Raw genomic sequence first — 15,912 nt, 5'->3', positions numbered from 1 at the left:
GCCGTGCGGCACGCGCCCCGGTGCCGTCGCTGTCCACGCGCGTGGACACCGCGTGCCCACCAGCCTGAGTCCGAACCCCCGGCACGTCGAACCGCCCGCCGCGCCCGAATCCCCTGCCCCACCGGACCCGGTCTCAAACAACACTGATGTAATTTGGTGTCGCCGTCAGGCTACCGCAGCGCAGGACGCATTCCGAGCAACGCGCTGCCGATCCGGACATGTGTCGCGCCGTGCCGGACGGCCGCTTCGAGATCGCCGCTCATCCCGGCCGACAGGACGGTCGCGGCCGGGTGTTCCGCGCGGACCGCGGCGGCGATCTCGGCCAACCGGGCGAACGCCCGGTCCGGCGGCCAGTCCGGCGGGGCCACCGCCATCAGGCCGGCCAGGCGCAGCGACCCGGCACCGGCGACCGCGGCGGTGACCGCGGCGAGTCCGTGCTCCGGGTCCGCCGCGCCGGCCAGCGCCCCGCCCCGGCCCGCCGCGCCGTCCAGGCTCACCTGCACCAACGCCTGCACCGTACGGCCGCGCCGGTCGGCCGCCTCGGCCAGCGCCACCGCCAGCCGCGCGCTGTCCACCGAGTGCACCACGTCCGCGTAACCGACCACGGAACGGCACTTGTTGCGCTGCAGCCGGCCGACGAAGTGCCACCGCAGGTCCAGGCCCGCGGCGGCGAGTTCCGCGGCCTTGGCGGCGGCCTCCTGGTCGCGGTTCTCCCCCACGTCGGTGACGCCCAGGTCGGCCAGCAGCGCCACGTCACCGGCCGGGTAGGTCTTGGTCACCGCGATCAACGTCACCTCGCCGGGGTCCCGGCCGGCGGCGACGCAGGCCGCGGCGATCCGGTCCCGGACCCCGGAGAGGTTGGCGTCGAGTTGTGCCCGGCGGGCGCTGACCGCCGGGTCGGATCCGTCGATCATGAACCCGCTCAGGATCCGTTCTTCAGGAAGTCGGGCACGTCCACGTCGTCGAAGAGCACCCGCCGGGCCGGCTGGCTGGGGGTCGGCTGCGGCGCCGGGGGCGCCGAGGTCGGCCCGGCGGACGGCACGTGGGCCGATCCGGCCAGCCGGGACGGCTCGGCCGGCTTGTAGGACGGCGTACCACCGTCGAAGCCGGCGGCGATCACCGTCACCCGGACCTCGTCGCCCAGCGCGTCGTCGATGACGGCCCCGAAGATGATGTTGGCCTCCGGGTGGGCCGCGTCGGTGACCAGCTGGGCCGCGTCGTTGATCTCGAACAGGCCGAGGTCCGACCCGCCCGCGATGGAGAGCAGCACGCCACGCGCGCCGTCCATGCTCTGCTCCAGCAGCGGGCTGGAGATGGCCGCCTCGGCCGCCTCCACCGCCCGGTTGTCGCCGCGGGCACTGCCGATGCCCATCAGCGCGCTGCCGGCGCCGCTCATCACGCTCTTGACGTCGGCGAAGTCGAGGTTGATCAGACCCGGCGTGGTGATCAGGTCGGTGATGCCCTGCACACCGGAGAGCAGCACCTGGTCGGCCTGGCGGAACGCGTCCATCATGCTGATGCCCCGGTCGCCCAGGGCGAGCAGCCGGTCGTTCGGGATGACGATGAGGGTGTCGCACTGGTTGCGCAACTCCTCGATGCCGGCCTCGGCCTGCACCTGCCGGCGCTTGCCCTCGAACGAGAACGGTCGGGTGACCACGCCGATGGTCAGCGCGCCGAGCTTGCGGGCGATGTTGGCCACCACCGGGGCGCCGCCGGTGCCCGTGCCACCACCCTCGCCGCAGGTGACGAAGACCATGTCGGCGCCCTTGAGCACCTCCTCGATCTCGTCCCGGTGGTCCTCGGCGGCGTTCTTGCCGACGTCCGGGTTGGCCCCGGCGCCCAGCCCCCGGGTCAGTTCCCGGCCGACGTCGAGCTTGACGTCGGCGTCACTCATCAGCAACGCCTGCGCGTCGGTGTTGATCGCGATGAACTCGACGCCCTTGAGTCCAACCTCGATCATCCGGTTGACGGCGTTGACGCCGCCACCACCGATGCCGACGACCTTGATGACCGCCAGGTAGTTGTGCGGAGGTGTCATCGGGGTCCTTTCCCTTCGAGTCGGCGGACAGACCGTCGAACGGCCGGGCCAGACCGCGGTCGGCATCCAATCGGTATGAGCAGAGCGGAGGGGGTAAACCCTCACCCTCTACTAGAGGCTTACAGTTATGTCAACTATCCCCTCCGGGAAACGTATGCGTAGCCACGCCAGGAGCCAAGGACCTGCCCCGCCCGGCGTGTCGCGGACGCGCCGGGCCCGGACGCCCGCGGCGCGTCACTTGATCGTCACGACCTCGGGCGCGCTCACGTCGATCGTGTCGCCGGTACGGGCGAGCAGGGCGGTGGCCACCCGGGCCTTCTTCTCCCCCAGCGACGGGTCGCCCCAGATCACCGTCCGGTTCCCGCGCAACCGCAGGGTGACCTTCGCCGGACCGTCCACCACCAGCTCGGCCAGTTGCTCCCGCAGTTCCGGCGTCAGCGAACCGAGCACCTGCACGCCGGCCCGGGTCGCCGGGTCGTCCCGGCCGGGCGCGGCGATCCGGGCCAGCGGCAACTCGGCCGGCTGCTGCGGCACCGTACGGAACGCCACCCCGGACCGGTCCAGCAGGAGGAACCCGTCGGCGCGCGGCACTGCCGCCACCGGCGTCCGTTCGACCACCTCGACCACCAGCGTCTCCGGCCAGTCCCGGGTCACGGTCGCCCGCTCGACCGCGGGCAGCGCGGCGATCCGCCGACCCACCTCGGCCAGCCCGACCCGGGCCATCGGCAGCCCGTCCGGCACCCCGGCCGCGTCCCGGACCGCCTCCGGGCTCACCACCTCCGCGCCGGTCACCCGGATCTCCCGGACCCCGAACACGCCGGTGCCGTAGACCAGCCACGCGGCCAGGCCGCCGACCACCAGCACCGCGCCGATCGAGGCCCACGGCAGCGCGGCGCGCAGCCGACGCCGCCGGGCCCGGCGCATGAACCGGCGGACCGACGGGGGTACGGCGTCGCTGCCGGCGCGGACCAGCCGCCACCGCCGGGTCGGCAGGGTGCCCGGCTGGGCGGCCGGCCGAGCCGCGGTGCCGCCGGTGTCGGGCGCCTCGGTCCGCCGGCCGGACACCGGTACGCCCGGTCGGCTCTGGCCGGCCTTTCCGGCGCGACCCAGGCCGCCGGGACCGGACCGGCCCTGACCGGCCGGTCGACCCCGGGCGCCCGGACCCGGACGCCCCCGCCGGGGACCCGGGGTCATCCGGCGTCGAGCGTGGCGGTGTCCTGGTGCGCCGGCCCGGTGCCGCTGGCCGGGACCGACCGACCGATCGGTTCCCCGACCGGCCCCCGGTCGTCGGCGCCGGTGCCGTCCGCGTCCCGGCCGGCGAGGGTGGCGAGCAGTTCGTCGCCCAGCAGCGAGATCGGCGGCGCGCCCATGGTGACCACGACGTCGCCGGCCCGGGCCCGCCGGGCCACCTGGGCCGGGACGTCGTCCCAGGCGGGAAGGAACACCTTCCGCTCGTCCGGCAGGTCGACGGCCGCGGTGAGCGCCACCCCGCCCTCGCCGGGCTGGCGCGTCTCACCGGGACCGAAGACCTCCATCACCAGCACCTCGTCGGCGATGGCCAGCGCGGCGGCGAGTTCGGCCTGCAGGTCCCGGGTGCGGTAGAGCCGGTAGGGCTGGAACACCACGATGAGCCGGCCGCCGGCGGCCACCTCGCGCAGCGTCTCCAGCGCCAGCGCCACCGAGGTCGGGTGGTATGCGTACTCGTCGTAGACCTGGACCCCGGCGGCGGAGCCCTTGCGCTCGAACCGGCGCCGGACGCCCGGGAAGGTGGCCAGCGCCTCGGCCGCGGCCTGCAGCGGCAGGCCCAGCTTGACCGTGGTGAGCACCGCCGCGGCACTGTTCAGGCCCAGGTGGCGGCCGGGGGTGGAGACCTGGATCTCGCCCAGCGACACCCCGTCCAGGGTGGCCAGGTAGCGCACCCCGCGCACCGAGGAGGTGATCTCCGACAGCCGCAGGTCGGCGTCCTCGGCCACGCCGTACGTGAAGACCGCCCGGCCCTCCGCCCGCAGCGCCCGGGCCATCCGCCGGGTGCCGTCGTCGTCGGCGCAGGTCACCACGAAGCCGTCCGGGTCGGTGAGCCGGGCGAACTCGGCGAACGCCGCCTCCAGCCCGGCCAGGTCGCCGTAGTTGTTCAGGTGGTCCGCCTCGATGTTCGTGATGATCGACACGTACGGGCGGTAGAGCAGGAAGGTCCGGTCGCTCTCGTCCGCCTCGGCGACGAAGTACTCGCCGCTGCCGTGGTGGCCGTTCGAGCCGGCCTCGGAGATCTCGCCACCGATCACGAAGGACGGATCCTGACCGGCCTGCTGCAGCACCAGCGTCAGCATCGAGGTGGTGGTGGTCTTGCCGTGCGTACCGGCGACCGCGATGGTGCGCCGGTTGGTCATCACCGCGCCGAGCGCCTCGGACCGGTGCAGCACCCGCAGTCCGCGCCGACGGGCCTCCACCAGCTCCACATGGTCGGCCGGGATCGCCGAGGAGTAGACGACGGTGTCCACGCCGTCCAGGTTGGCGGCCTCGTGACTCATGTGGATCGTCGCGCCGAGCGCCCGGAGCCCGACCAGCGTCGGCCACTGCCGCAGTTCGCTGCCGGTGACCGGGATGCCCCGGGTGAGCAGCAACCGGGCCAGCCCGCTCATGCCGACCCCGCCGATCCCGATCAGATGGACCGTGCCGAGGTCCTCGGCGGCGACCACGCCGGCCGGGGTGAGCTCCGCGATGTTCATGACGTGGGCCTTCCGTCGCCGGTGTGCTGGTTCATCGGGTGACCGCCTCGTAGACGAAGTCGAGCAGCGCCTCGTCGCCGTCGCGCCGCCCGTACGCCGCGGCGGCGGCGCCCATCGCGGCCAACCGCCGCGGGTCCCGGATCAGCGGGATGATCTGCTGCTCGACCCAGCCGGGGGTCATCTCGGCGTCGTCGACCAGCAGGCCGCCGCCCGCCTCCACCACCGGCACCGCGTTGCGCTTCTGCTCCTGGTTGCCGTGCGGGTACGGGACGTACACCGCCGGCAGGCCGACCGCGGCCACCTCGGCGCAGGTCAGCGCGCCGCCTCGGCAGAGCATCAGGTCGGCGGCGGTGTAGCCGAGTTCCATCTCGGACAGGTAGGGCAGCGTCACGTACGGCACCGGGAGGTCGCTGGGCACCGAGACCGGCTCGTTGCGCGCCCCGATGACGTGCAGCACCTGCACGCCGGCCCGGGCGAGTTCCTTGGCCGCGCCGGCCACCGCCAGGTTGATCGAGCGGGCGCCCTGCGAACCGCCGGAGATGAACAGCGTCGGCAGGTCGGGCCGCAGTCCGAAGTGCGCCCGTACGGCGGCCCGGTTGGCGGTCCGGTCCAGTTGGCTGATGGCCCGCCGCAGCGGTACGCCGACCACCCGGGCCTCGCGCATCGACTCGGACTGCACGATCTGGTGCGGGAAGCCGGCCGCGATGTGCTTGGTGAACTTCATGCCGAGCCGGTTGGCCACCCCCGGCGGCACGTTGACCTCGTGGATCACGATCGGCATCTCCCGCCGCCAGGCCGCCAGGTAGGCCGGCGTGGAGACGTACCCGCCGAAGCCCAGCACCACGTCGGCGCGTACCTCGTCGATGACCTTGCCCGCGGCGCGGGCGGCCTTCCACATCCGGTCCGGGGTGCGCATCAGGTTCATGTTGACCGACCGGGGCAGCTGATACGCCGGAATCAGCCGCAGGTCGTAGCCGTGCGGCGGGATCAGCTCGTTCTCCAGGCCCTTCGGGGTGCCGAGGGCGGTGATCCGCACGCCGGGATCGTGCCGGCGTAGGCAGTCGGCGAAGGCGAGCAGGGGGTAGATGTGCCCCCCGGTGCCGCCTCCCGCGAGTACCACCGACCGCAGCGGACCCATCAGCGTCTCCTCTCGCTCGCCGTACCGGCGCGCACTCGGGTCACCCGACCGTCGTTCGGTCGGGTCCTCGCGTCGCCCCGCCGCCCGGACCGGGCCTCGGTGTCCCGTTCGGCCGACGCGGGCTTGGCGCTCCGGTCGTCGGCCGCGGGAAGCGGAGGCAACGGGGCCCACACTAGTCGGACCCACCGGGCCGGCGGACGGGCGTTCAGGGCTCGGGCCGCATCGGGTTCCGAACGGGCGAGCGAGGCGAGCATGCCGACGGCGGCGAGGGTCACCAGCAGGGCGCTGCCGCCGTCGGAGATGAACGGCAGTGGCAGGCCGGTGATCGGCAACAGGCCGACCACCCCGCCGATGTTGATCACAGCCTGGCTGACCAGCCAGGTGGTCACCGCGGCGGCGGCGAGCCGGCGGAACGGACCGTCCACCCGGCGGGCGATCCGCAGCCCGGTGTACGCCAGCACGGCGAACAGCACCAGCACCACCGTGCAGCCGACCACGCCCAACTCCTCGGCGAGCACGGCGAAGATGAAGTCGTTGTGCGCCGCCGGCAGCCAGTCCCACTTGAAGGTGCTCTTGCCCAGGCCGACGCCGAACCAGCCGCCGTGGTCGATCGCGTTGCGGGCCTGGTAGAGCTGGTAGCAGTCGTCGAGCTTGCACTTCTCCGGCGGGGTGATGAAGGTGGTCAGCCGCAGCAGCCGGTAGTTCTCCTCCCCCTTGGTGCCCGAGCCGGCGCCGATCGAGGCGGCGGCGATCAACAGGCCGACGCCGACCAACCCGATCGCCGACAGGGTGGCGAAGATCCGCATCCGGACGCCGGCCGCCCAGAACAGCCCGACCACGATGGCCAGCAGGCACAGCATGGTGCCCAGGTCGTTGTAGCCGACCAGCAGGAACAGCAGCCCGACGGCGGGGAAGATCGGCATGGCCAGCTCCCGCCACCAGCCCAGCCGGGCGCCCTTGCGGGCCACCACGTCGGCGCCCCACAGCACCAGGCCGAACTTGGCCAGCTCGGACGGCTGCACCTGGAGCGGGCCGACGTACAGCCAGTTGAGGTGGGCTCCCAGCGGGCCCAGCCGGGCCTTCTCGAGGTCGTTGAGCCAGGCCCAGACCAGCACCAGGTCCAGCACCAGCAGCAGGGCCAGGGCGCCCACCAGCACCGGGCCGCCGACCGCCCGGAAGGTCCGGATCGGCAACCGCTGGCAGACCCAGAACGCCACCAGCCCGACGAACGCGAAGACGGCCTGCTTGCTCAGCATGGCGAAGGCGCTGCCGTTCTCGGCGTACGCCTTCACGCTGGTCGCCGAGAACACCATGGTCAGGCCGATCACCAGCAACAGCCCGGAGCTGGCGATCAGCAGGTAGTAGGAGGCCAGCGGGCGGGCCAGCAGGCCGCGCAGCGCGGCCAGTCCCGCGGCGGCGTCCAGCCCGCTGCGCATCCCGCCGCCCGGCGCCGCGGTGGGCGCGCCGGTCCCGCCGGTACGTCCGGCGAACGCCGCCGCGCCCGCCGTACGCCCGGCGGTTGTCCCTTTTCGTGCCTGGTCCTCCCCCATCCGCCCATCATCACCGGTCGGCACCGTCGACCGGCGCAGGTCACCGGCCGGCGTGTCGGCCGGGCGTGTCGCGGTGCCGGGTGCCGGCCGGGGCTCAGCCGTGAGCGGCCAGGAACCCCGGCCTCAGCCGTGGGCCGCCAGGAACTCGCCGTAGAACAGGCCCAGCGCGATCGCCACCCCGATGCCCGCGATGATCCAGAACCGGACCACGATGTTGACCTCGCTCCACCCGGCCAACTCGAAGTGGTGCTGCAGCGGCGACATCCGGAACACCCGTTTGCCGGTGGTCTTGAACGAGATGATCTGGATCACCACGGACATCGTGATGATCACGAACAGTCCGCCCAGGATGAGCAGGAGCAGCATGGTCCGGCTGGCCATCGCCAGGCCGCCGATCAGACCGCCCAGGCCGAGCGCGCCGGTGTCGCCCATGAAGATGCGGGCGGGCGAGGTGTTCCACCACAGGAAGCCGACGCAGGCCCCGGCCGCCGCCCCGGCGATCAGGGCGATCTCCAACGGGTCACGGACCGCGTAGCAGTAGCTGTTGCTCTTGATGTAGGCGGTGTCACCGCACCAGTGCCGGTACTGCCAGAAGGCGATCAGCGCGTACGAGCCCAGCACCATCACCGAGGCGCCGGTGGCCAGCCCGTCCAGGCCGTCGGTGAGGTTCACGCCGTTGCTGGCGGCCATCACCACGCCGACGAAGATGATCACCGAGACCACCTTGCCGACGTTGAGGAAGTCGATGTCCCGGATGAAGGAGATGGTGGTGCTGCCGACGGTCTCGCCGTTGGTGCTGGGGAAGTAGAGCGCGATGACGCCGAAGGTCGTGCCGATCAGCAACTGGCCGAACAACTTGCCCTTGGCGCTGAGCCCGCCGCTGTTGCGCTTGCGGACCTTGAGGTAGTCGTCCAGGAAGCCGACCGCACCGCAGAAGACGAACAGGCCGAGCAGCACCAGCGCGGTGACGGTGGGCTTGACCTGGGCGATCTGCGCCTCGGGCAGGGTGGTCAGGGCGAGGTGACCGGCGACGTAGGCGATGACCGTGGCGACGATGAACACCACGCCGCCCATCGTGGGCGTGCCCTTCTTGCTCTGGTGGCTGGCGGGCCCCAGGCTGCGGATCGGTTGGCCGGCCTTGAGCGCGCGGAAGACTTTGATGCCGATGGGGGTGCAGAACAGCGAGACGATAAACGCCACCGCCGCCGCGACGATCACCGCTCTCACGCGGAGGCCTCCCCACCGGGCCCGGTCGCCTCGGCGCGCAACGCGTCGGCCACCTCCCAGGTGCGGTAGCGCGAGCCCTTCACCAGTACGACGTCACCCGGGCGCGCCTGCCGGCGTACCTCCTCGACGGCCGCCGCCTGATCGGTTACCAGCACCGACTCTCCTCCCCAGTTCGCCACCGCCGACGCGCCCTCGTGGATCGGCGCGGCGGACTCGCCCACCACCACCAGGTGGTCGACACCCAACTCCGCCGCTAGCCGACCGACCTCGACGTGTCCGGCCCGCTCGTGGTCGCCGAGTTCGGCCATGTAGCCGAGCACCGCGACCGTCCGGCGACCCCGTCCCATCCCGGCCAGCGCGCGCAGCGCGGCCGCCGTCGACGCCGGGTTGGCATTGTACGAATCGTCGATCACAGTCGTGCCGTCGGCGCGGTCGAACACGTCCATCCGGCGGGTGGACACCATCCCCAGCTCGCCCAGGGCCACCGCCAGGTCCGCCGCCGGCAGGCCGATCTCCCGGGCCACCGCGGCGGCGAGCAGCGAGTTGCCGACCTGGTGCCGGCCGGTCAGCCCGAGCCGGACCGGCGCCCGCAGCGGCCCGCCGTCCGGTCCGCCGTCGGCCAGCACCAGCGTGTACGACGCCCGGCCGCGCTCGTCCAGCGTCACGTCCTCGGCCCGCACCTGCGCGTCGGCGGCCTCGCCGGCCAGCACCACCCGGGCCGACGTCCGCTCGGCCATCGCCCGTACCCGCGGGTCGTCGGCGTTGAGCACCGCCACCCCGTCGGCGGGCAGCGCCTCGACCAGTTCGCCCTTGGCCACCGCGATCGCGTCGACCGAGCCGAACTCGCCGATGTGCGCGACCCCGACGTTGATCACCACGCCGATCCGGGGCGGCACCACCTCGCACAGGTAGCGGACGTGGCCCACGCCGCGGGCGGACTTCTCCAGCACCAGGAACCGGGTCTCCCGGTCGACCCGCAAGGCCGTGTACGGGTGCCCCAGCTCGTTGTTGAACGTCCCCGGCGTCGCCGCCGTCGGGCCGATCCGGGCGGCCAACTGGGCGATCAGGTCCTTGGTGGTGGTCTTGCCGGACGAACCGGTCACCCCGACCACGGTCAGTCCGGGCAGCCGGTCGACCACCGCCCGGGCCAGCCGCGCCATCGCGGCCAACGCGTCGTCGACCAGCACCATCGGCAGCGGCTCCCCGTCCGGGCCGGTCACCTCCCGGCTGCCCAGGACGGCCACCGCGCCCGCGGCGACCGCGCCCGCCGCGTAGTCGTGCCCGTCCACCTTCTCGCCCGGGAAGGCGACGAAGAGCCCTCCGGGGGCCACCTTGCGGGAGTCGAACTCGACCGACCCGGTCACCTCGGTCGCCGGGTCGGCGGCCACCAGCCGGCCCCGGACCGCGGCCGCCACCTCGGCCAGCGTCAGCGCGATCACCGCTGACCGACCAGGGTGCCGAAGCGGGCGGCGAGGGCGGCGGCCAACTCGACCCGGTCGTCGAACGGTTCGGTCCGGCCGGCGACCTCCTGGCCGCGTTCGTGGCCCTTGCCGAGGAGCGCGATCACGTCGCCCGGCTCGGCCAGCCGTACCGCCTCGTCGATCGCGGCCCGGCGGCCGGGCACCTCGATCACGGTGGCCGAAGTCCCGGCCTGTTCGGCGCCGGCCCGCACGGCGGCCCGGATCGCGCCCGGGTCCTCGGTGCGCGGGTTGTCGTCGGTGATCAGCACCAGGTCCGCGCCGCGCGCCGCGGCCGCGCCCATCACCGGCCGCTTGCCCTGGTCCCGGTCCCCGCCGGCACCGATCACGCAGATCACCCGGCCGCTGCCGGCGGTCAGCTCGCGCAGCGCGGCGAGCGCGGCGACGATGGCGTCCGGCTTGTGCGCGTAGTCCACCACGCCGCGGACCGGGCCGGGCGCGTCGATCAGCTGGAGCCGGCCCGGCACCCCGGCGCAGTCGACCACCCCGGCGGCCGCGGTGACCGGGTCGACCCCGACCGCGACCAGGGCGGCGATCGCCAGCAGGGCGTTGGCCACGTTGTGCCGGCCGGGCAGGGCGACCCCGGCCGGCAGCCGCAGGCCGTCCGGTCCGTGCACGGTGAAGGCCTGGGTGTAGCCCGCGCCGGTGACGTCGGTGGCCCGCCAGGTGGCCGCCGGGTCGCCGGTCGCCGAGTAGCTCACCGTGGCCGGCTTGAACAGCGGGCGCAGCGCCTGCTCGTCGAGGTTGAGCACCTCGACCGCGCACCGGCCGTCGAACAGTTGCGCCTTGGCCGCGAAGTAGTCGGCCACGTCGGCGTGGAAGTCCAGGTGGTCCTGGCCGAAGTTGGTGTAGCCGCCGACGGCGAACCGCACCCCGCCGACCCGGCCCATGGCCAGGGCGTGGCTGGACACCTCCATCACCACGGCGGTGACCCCGCGCTCGGCCGCGGCGGCGAGCATGGCGTGCAGGTCGGTGGCCTCGGGGGTGGTGCGCACGCTGTCCAGCACCAGGTCGCCGAGCCGGGTCTCGACCGTGCCGATCAGTCCGGTCACGTGGCCGGCGGCCCGCAGGCCCGACTCGACCAGGTAGGCGGTGGAGGTCTTGCCGGCCGTACCGGTGATGCCGATGACGGTGAGCCCGGCGGTCGGGTCGCCGTAGACGGCGGCGGCGACGCTGCCGAGCACCGCGCGCGGGTCCGGCACCACCAGGGCCGGGAGGCCGGCCGCCGCGGCGGCCGGGGCGCCGGCCGGGTCGGTGAGTACGGCGACCGCGCCGGCCGCGGCGGCGGCCGGGACGAACTCGGCGCCGTGCCGACGGGAGCCGGGCAGCGCGGCGTACAGGTCGCCGGGTTGGACGTCGTTGCTCGCGTGGGTGGCCCCGGAGACCGTCCGGCCGACGGCGTCCGCCGGCGGTTCGACGCCGAGCAGGGCGGCGAGATCGTCGAGCCGGATCTGGCTCACGGTGCGGGGTCGTGGATTGCCGGACACGGCGTCAGACCCTACCCGGTCCGGACGCCCGGACCGCACAGCCCGGCCGAACCCGTCGCCAACTGGTGTTCCGCGGCCGACCGGGGCGCTGCGGGGCGGCGCCGAGCCACCGCGCACCGTCACGGGAAGGCGACGAAGTTCGGCTTGGCCGTTCCGCTCGGCGGAATCCGGTAGTGCCGCAGCGCGAACGACATGATCTGACTGAACGCCGGCGCCGAGACGTCGCCGCCCTCGCCGTTCGGCGTGTACGCGAAGACCGCCACCACGTAGCGCGGGTTCTCCGCCGGCGCCATGCCGACGAACGAGGCGACCTCGCCGGACACGTAGTGCCCGTTGACCAGGCGGGCGCCGGTGCCGGTCTTGCCGGCCACCCGGTAGCCGGGGATGGCCGCCCGCAGGCCGGTGGCGTCCTTCATGGTGGTCACCGCCTCCAGCATGGTCCGCAGCGCGGCGGCGTTGGCCGGATCGAGCACCTGCCGGGTGACCGGCGCGGGCGCCGGCTTGCGGGTGCCGTCCGGCGCGATCGTCTCCTTGATCAGATGCGGCTGGATCCAGGTGCCGTTGTTGGCGATCGCGGCGTACGCCGCCGCCATCTGGATCGGGGTGGCGTCCACGCTGTGCCCGATCGGCACCGATCCGTAGCTCGACTCGCTCCAGTCCTTCGGCGCCAGCAGCCGACCGGTCGCCTCCCCCGGGACGCCCTCGTTCGTGGCCTGGCCGAGCCCGAACTTGCGCTGGTACTCGTAGAGCTTCTCCTTGCCGAGCTTGTCGGCGATCGCGATGGCGCCGACGTTGGACGAGTAGGCGAGCATCCCGGGCAGGCTCATCCGCCGGCCCCGGGCGTCGATGTGGTCGGTGAACGGGTAGCCGCCCTTGTTGACCACGGACGCCACCGGCAGCGTGCTGTCCGGCTCGATCACGCCCTCCTGCAGCGCCGCGCCGAACGTGATCGCCTTGTGGATCGAGCCGGGGTCGACCACGAAGCTGGTGGCCGCGTCCTCCCGGTCGGTCGGCTTGCTGCCCTGCCAGTCGGCCGCGTTGTAGGTCGGCTGGCTGGCCTGGGCCAGCACCTCACCGGTGCGGACGTCCATCACCACCGCCGCGCCGATGCTGCCGTGCGTCTGCTTGAGCTGTTCGCTGAGCGCCTTCTGGGTGAAGAACTGCAGGTCACGGTCGATGGTGAGGGCCAGCGAGCTGCCCGGCTGGGCCGGCGTGGTGATCCGGCTGTAGCCGCCGGGGATCTCGGCGTCCAGGTCGCCCTGGCCGACCTCGACGACCTTGCGGCCGGTGACGCCGCGCAGCACGTTGTCGTAGCGCGCCTCGAGACCCTCCAGGCCGGTCATCTCCCGGTTGGTGAAGCCGATCAGGTTGGCCGCCAGGTCCCCGTTGGGCACCTCACGCCGCTCGTCCCGGCCGGCGCTGATGCCGGCCCGGTTGAGGGCCATGATCTTCTTCGCGGCGTCGATGTCGACGCCGCGGGCCAGGTACTCGAACCGCGAGTCGCGGCCGTCGAAGGTCTTCTGCCGGGCCATCCGCTTGACCAGTTCGGAGCGCGCCACGCCGAGCAGCGGGCTGAGCGCCGCCGCGGTCCCCTCCGGGTCCTCGATGAGCTCCGGGTCGGCCGCGATGTACCGGGCCTCGACGCTGTGCGCCAGCAACGCGCCGGACCGGTCGAGGATGGAACCGCGCGGCGCGCGGATGTCGGTGGGCCGCAGCCGGTCGGCCAGCCCGGCGTCGGCGAGCGCCGGCGACTGGGCCACCTGCAACTCCACCAGCCGGATGCCGATGCTGGCGAACATCACCAGGGCGAGCAGGGTGCCCAGCCGCAGCCGGCGTACCGGATCGGCCAGCTTGGGCGGGCGGGCCTTGCGGGGCGGCCGTCGGCCGGCCGGGCGGCGGGCCGCGCCGGTGTTCCGACGGCGCGGGGCGGCCGGTTTCGCGGTGCCGGCGCCGCCGGGGGTCCGGGCCACCACCGTCCGCCCGGTGCCGGCGGCCCGAACGCCGCCGCGCGGGGCGTCACCGGCGGTGCCGCGCTGGTGCGGCCGGCCGCCGTCGAGCACCTGCAACGCGGGCCGGAACGGGTCGCCGGACCGGGTGGCCCGCGGGGCACGCCGGGAGCCGGCGCCCACCCCGCCGGACCGCCGGGTGGCGGCCGACTCGGCGGCCTCCCGCACGGTACGCCCGCGCGGGGTGTAGGCGCGGGCGTCGGAGATCCCGCCGATCTCGGACCCGGGATCGGCGGGATCGGTCCGGTCGGTGCCCCGCCCGCCGGTGTCCCCGCCGTCCCCCGCCCGGGAAGCACCGCGCCGGGACGACTGGGCGTCCCGGCGCGGTTCGTCCGACCGCGGCGCCACCGGTCAGCCTCCCGTGCCCTGCTGGCCGGCGCCCGCACCCTGCTGGCCGGCTCCGGTGCCCTGCTGGTTGGTCCCCGCGTCCTGCTGGCTGGTGACGGCCGGATCGCCGCCGGCCGGCTGCGGCACGCCGATGGTCCGCCCGTCGGGCAGGATGAAGGCCGGCGAGGTCGACTCGACCAGGCCCAGCTTGCGGGCGTTCGCGGTGAGGTTGCCCGGCGCCTCGGAGTCGGCGATCTTCTTGTTCAGTTGTTCCTGCTGCACGTCCAGCGCGGCCTGCTGCTTCTGCAGCCGGTCCAGGCGCAGCGCGTTCTCGTTGACCTTGGTGTTGACCAGCAGGATGCCCAGCAGCCCACCGACCACCACGACCAGGACCACGGCCACGAACGGCGCCCGGGGCACCGCCACCGGCGGCGGCGGCGCCACCTTCAGCCGGGGCGCGGCGTCCCGACCCGACCGGGTCGACCGGCCCGGCTTCGACTCCGCCTCGTGGCTGCTGTCCCACACCCGCACCGTCTCGCGCTCGACGAGGTCGTCCGCCTCCCGCGGCCGCAGCGCCGAGCTGCCCTGGACGGGGAACTCGCGGGCCCCCCGGGCAGGAGTGGAGAATTCGCGGGCGAGCCGGCCCGCGCCGCCCGCCGTACGCGTGGTGCGCTCCGCCGCGGTCCGGCCCCCCGACCGCGGTGTGCGCTGCCCCGCGTCGCGCCGATCGCCGGGGTACTCCCGGCGGTCGCGCTTGTTGACGTTCATGATCCCTCCCCCTCTGCTTCCGTCCTCGTCAGTCCACCCGGGCCGCGTGGCCCGCTGTCGGGATCCACTGTGGACCCCGGCCGCAACGCGGGCCCGGAGGTGTGCATCGCCTTCACCGCACGGCGGGGCCGTTCGCGGGCGGCCCGCCCCGTGCGTTCCGTACCGGTGTCGTCGTCCGGGTCGATCCGGGTCGCCGCTCGCAGCCTCACCGAGGCGGCGCGCGGGTTCGCGGCGACCTCGGCCTCGCTCGGCGGTTCGGCGCCGCGGTTGAGCAACCGCAGCGTCGGACCGGTGCCGGGCAACTCGACCGGGAGGTCGACCGGACCCTTGCTGCGGGCCCGCTCGGCGAACGCCTGCTTGGTGATCCGGTCCTCCAACGAGTGGTAGGACAGCACCACCACGCGGCCGCCCACGGCGAGTGCGTCGAGGGCGGCCGGCAGCGCCGTCTCCAGCGCCGCCAGCTCTCTGTTTACCTCGATCCGTAAAGCCTGAAACGTTCTCTTTGCCGGATGCCCGCCGGTTCGTCGGGCCGGGGCCGGAATGGACTCCCGGACCAGCTCGGCGAGCCGAGCCGACGAGGTGATCCGGGCGCGCTCCCGCTCCCGGAGGATCGCCGAGGCGATCCGGCCGGCGAACTTCTCCTCGCCGTAGACCCGCAGCACCCGGGCCAACTCGCCGTGCGAGTAGCCGTTGACCACGTCCTCGGCCGTCACGCCCCGGGTCTGGTCCATCCGCATGTCCAGCGGCGCGTCCTGGGCGTAGGCGAACCCGCGGTCGGGCGCGTCGAGTTGGAGCGACGAGACGCCGAGGTCGAACAGCACCCCGTCGACCGTGGACTCACCCAGCTCGGCCAGCACGTCCGGCAGTTCGTCGTAGACCGCGTGGACCAGATGGATCCGGTCGGCGAAGCGGGCCAGCCGGGACCGGGCGTGGGCCAGCGCCTCCGGGTCCCGGTCCAGTCCGATCAGGACCGTCCCCGGGTACGCGGCGAGCACCGCCTCGGCGTGCCCGGCCAGGCCGAGCGTGGCGTCGACGTGCACCGTCCGGCCGGGCCGGGCCAGCGCGGGGGCGAGCAGCTCGAGACACCGCTCGAGCAACACCGGCACGTGCGTGCCGCGCGGCTGCTCCCCCATGTCGACCCCCACTTGCTGTGCCGTCTTCCTGAAT

At 73.9% G+C, this 15,912-nt stretch carries 12 protein-coding genes; all 12 read right to left on the bottom strand.

The genetic code is table 11. The features are described 5' to 3' along the window. Positions 1–170: 170 nt before the first annotated feature. The 12 genes from ACFOX0_RS19395 to rsmH all read right to left on the bottom strand — a co-directional run bounded on the left by ACFOX0_RS19395 (position 171) and on the right by rsmH (position 15,878). Positions 171–914, bottom strand: a complete 744-nt coding sequence (locus ACFOX0_RS19395; RefSeq protein ID WP_377547846.1) for a YggS family pyridoxal phosphate-dependent enzyme — start codon at positions 912–914, stop codon at positions 171–173. Positions 915–922: 8 nt separating this feature from the next. Continuing rightward, positions 923–2,038, bottom strand: coding sequence for a cell division protein FtsZ (gene ftsZ, locus ACFOX0_RS19390; RefSeq protein ID WP_377547844.1), 1,116 nt, complete (start codon positions 2,036–2,038; stop codon positions 923–925). 234 nt (positions 2,039–2,272) lie between these two features. Further along, on the bottom strand, positions 2,273–3,232 hold the full coding sequence (locus tag ACFOX0_RS19385) for a cell division protein FtsQ/DivIB (RefSeq protein WP_377547842.1): 960 nt from the start codon (positions 3,230–3,232) through the stop codon (positions 2,273–2,275). After that, positions 3,229–4,764 (bottom strand): UDP-N-acetylmuramate--L-alanine ligase, encoded by a 1,536-nt coding sequence (murC, locus tag ACFOX0_RS19380; protein WP_377547840.1) that lies wholly within the window; start codon positions 4,762–4,764, stop codon positions 3,229–3,231. Before murC ends, ACFOX0_RS19385 begins: the two co-directional genes overlap by 4 nt. Positions 4,765–4,795: 31 nt before the next feature. Next, the gene (murG, locus tag ACFOX0_RS19375) at positions 4,796–5,902 is read right to left on the bottom strand and encodes an undecaprenyldiphospho-muramoylpentapeptide beta-N-acetylglucosaminyltransferase (RefSeq protein WP_377547838.1); all 1,107 of its coding nucleotides are present in this window, start codon (positions 5,900–5,902) and stop codon (positions 4,796–4,798) included. Further along, positions 5,902–7,338, bottom strand: a complete 1,437-nt coding sequence (locus ACFOX0_RS19370) for an FtsW/RodA/SpoVE family cell cycle protein (protein WP_377548045.1) — start codon at positions 7,336–7,338, stop codon at positions 5,902–5,904. The genes murG and ACFOX0_RS19370 overlap by 1 nt, the downstream gene beginning before the upstream one ends. Before the next feature lie 237 nt (positions 7,339–7,575). Continuing rightward, positions 7,576–8,679 carry a phospho-N-acetylmuramoyl-pentapeptide-transferase gene (gene mraY, locus ACFOX0_RS19365; protein WP_377547836.1) on the bottom strand — a complete coding sequence of 368 codons (1,104 nt, stop codon included), beginning with the start codon at positions 8,677–8,679 and terminating at the stop codon, positions 7,576–7,578. Next, positions 8,676–10,118 (bottom strand): UDP-N-acetylmuramoyl-tripeptide--D-alanyl-D-alanine ligase, encoded by a 1,443-nt coding sequence (locus ACFOX0_RS19360; RefSeq protein WP_377547834.1) that lies wholly within the window; start codon positions 10,116–10,118, stop codon positions 8,676–8,678. Before ACFOX0_RS19360 ends, mraY begins: the two co-directional genes overlap by 4 nt. Then, positions 10,115–11,644, bottom strand: a complete 1,530-nt coding sequence (locus ACFOX0_RS19355; RefSeq protein ID WP_449288861.1) for a UDP-N-acetylmuramoyl-L-alanyl-D-glutamate--2,6-diaminopimelate ligase — start codon at positions 11,642–11,644, stop codon at positions 10,115–10,117. Before ACFOX0_RS19355 ends, ACFOX0_RS19360 begins: the two co-directional genes overlap by 4 nt. 119 nt (positions 11,645–11,763) lie before the next feature. After that, positions 11,764–13,998, bottom strand: coding sequence for a peptidoglycan D,D-transpeptidase FtsI family protein (locus tag ACFOX0_RS19350; protein ID WP_377547832.1), 2,235 nt, complete (start codon positions 13,996–13,998; stop codon positions 11,764–11,766). A gap of 3 nt (positions 13,999–14,001) precedes the next feature. Continuing rightward, positions 14,002–14,745 (bottom strand): hypothetical protein, encoded by a 744-nt coding sequence (locus tag ACFOX0_RS19345; RefSeq protein ID WP_377547831.1) that lies wholly within the window; start codon positions 14,743–14,745, stop codon positions 14,002–14,004. Then, positions 14,742–15,878 (bottom strand): 16S rRNA (cytosine(1402)-N(4))-methyltransferase RsmH, encoded by a 1,137-nt coding sequence (rsmH, locus tag ACFOX0_RS19340; RefSeq protein ID WP_377547829.1) that lies wholly within the window; start codon positions 15,876–15,878, stop codon positions 14,742–14,744. The genes ACFOX0_RS19345 and rsmH overlap by 4 nt, the downstream gene beginning before the upstream one ends. Between the last annotated feature and the right edge of the window lie 34 nt (positions 15,879–15,912).

This window comes from Micromonospora zhanjiangensis, assembly GCF_042650605.1.
GTDB lineage: Bacteria > Actinomycetota > Actinomycetes > Mycobacteriales > Micromonosporaceae > Micromonospora_J > Micromonospora_J zhanjiangensis.
This window is presented reverse-complemented; position numbering and strand designations above follow the sequence as displayed.